At 30.5% G+C, this 2,242-nt stretch carries 1 protein-coding gene; it reads left to right on the top strand.

The genetic code is table 11. The features are described 5' to 3' along the window. A partial coding sequence (locus tag PLW95_08115) for a glycoside hydrolase family 31 protein (protein ID HOV22619.1) occupies positions 1–2,210 on the top strand: 2,210 nt, incomplete at its 5' end. Positions 2,211–2,242 lie beyond the last annotated feature (32 nt).

The following is a 2,242-nucleotide window of genomic DNA, read 5'->3' as shown; positions in this document are numbered from 1 at the left end:
ATATAGTAAGAGTAAGATTTTCTCCTGATGGAGTTTTTCCACAGTCACCACTTATAAGATATGGATTTGTGAAAGATGATTTTAAGCCAATAAAGGTAAAAATAGAAGAAAAAGATAAAGAAATTATTGCACAAACAAAAAGAATTAAAGTGGTAATTGAAAAAAGTCCTTTAAAAATTAAGTATATTGATGAAAAAGGGGTAGTTATAAAGATGGATAATTTAGAAATTATAGATAAAGAATATAAGGTTACCTTTGGAATATCTGATAAAGAGGGTTTCTTCGGATTTGGGGACCAGACAAGAGATAGAATACAGCATTATGGTACTAAACCTATAATGTGGATAGAAAATGTTAAAAGATATATACCCATACCGTTTTTTATGAGCAGTAGAGGATATGGAATGTTTTTTAATACAACATGGCGAAGCAAATTTGATATAGGGGTAACACATAAAGATAAACTTTCTTTTTTATCAACAGGTGGAATTTTAGATTATTATTTTATTTATGGACCTGACTTTAAGAAGATATTGGGACTATACACTGATATAACAGGTAAACCATATTTGCCTCCTTTATGGTCATTTGGATTATGGTTTATATGCAGGACACAAGCAAATGATTTTGAAGTTGTAAGCGATGCATTAAATTTCAGAGATAGAAAAATACCGTGCGATGTGCTTGGTTTAGAACCAGGATGGATGAGTGAAAATTATGACCTGTCTATAAATAAAAAATGGCATCCAGAAAGGTTCCCTATTCCTTCTTATGCAATGAAAGGACCACATACATTTATATCAGCAATAAAAAGATTGGGGTTTAAATTAGAATTATGGTTATGTAATGATTATGATTTAAGTATTGAAGAAGAAAGGATCTTAGGAAACGATATCAGTAGTCCAAAAATTTCAAGAGAATTTGCTGAAGATGACAAAGAAAAAGATAAACACTTTACAGAACCAATTATTATGGATAAATTGACTATTCCTGACCAGCCATGGTTTGAACATTTAAAAAAGTTTATAGACCAGGGAGTTGATTTTTTTAAACAAGATGGAGCATTTCAGGTATGTGAACATCCTGATAGGAAATGGGCAAATGGTATGACAGATGAAGAAATGCATAATCTTTACCCATTATTATATTCAAAACAGATGTATTTAGGATTTAAGAATTATACTGGAAGAAGGCCATGTGGTTTTACACCGGCTGGGTGGGCAGGATTACAAAAGTTTACTGGAACATGGACAGGAGATACAGGAGGAGGGCCAAAAACACTTGTTGCATGTTTAAATTTATGTTTATCAGGGCATTCGCTTAACACATGTGATATGGAAGTGTTTACAAAAGAGGGAATACATTATGGTTTTTTGCTACCATGGGCACAAGTTAATAGTTGGAATTATTGGAAACATCCATGGTTACTTGGGAAAGAGTTAGAAGAAGTATTTAAATTTTATGCAGAACTTCGCTATAAATTAATCCCTTATATTTACACATATGCTTACTTATCTCATAAAACAGGAATACCAATGATGAGACCTTTAATTTTAGAATTTCCTGATGATAAAAATACATGGAATATTCTTACTCAATATATGTTTGGAGAGGAATTGATGGTCAGTGCTTTTACAGATAAAATATATTTACCTGCTGGTAAATGGATAGATTACTGGACTGGGAAAGAATATACTGGACCAACAACTATTGAATATAAAATACCTGAAAATAGGGGTGGAGGGTTATTTGTAAAATCAGGCAGTATAATTCCATTTGCTCTTGAAATGGACTATATTGGAGAGAAAAAACTTGATGAGATAACGATTGAGATATTTCCAGAAAAAAATGGGAAATTTCTATTGTACGAAGACGACGGAGTGAGTTTTAATTATGAGAAAGGAGAATTTTGTATAACAGAATTTAAGTATGAAATGAATAACAAAAACATTAGATTGATGATAGGGGAAAGAAAAGGGAAATATAAAGGAATACCTGAAACAAGAAAATATATTATTATAGTCCATAACATTGTTAAAGAACCAATTGAAGTGCAATGTGGAGAGGAAGAAAAATTATTGACTAAAACAAAAGATATGAGTGATTTTAAAAATATGAAAGAATCTTTTATATATAATGCAGAAACTAAAACCCTTTATCTAAAAATAAATGAAGACAAAAAAGATACTTTCTTAAATGTTATTTTTTGATCTTTATAAGGTGAAAATAAATAATGAAAAAT

Source organism: bacterium (assembly GCA_035370465.1).
Taxonomy (GTDB): domain Bacteria; phylum Ratteibacteria; class UBA8468; order B48-G9; family JAFGKM01; genus JAGGVW01.
The sequence above is the reverse complement of the archived record's forward strand: the minus strand, read 5'-3'. Positions and strand labels throughout refer to the sequence as shown.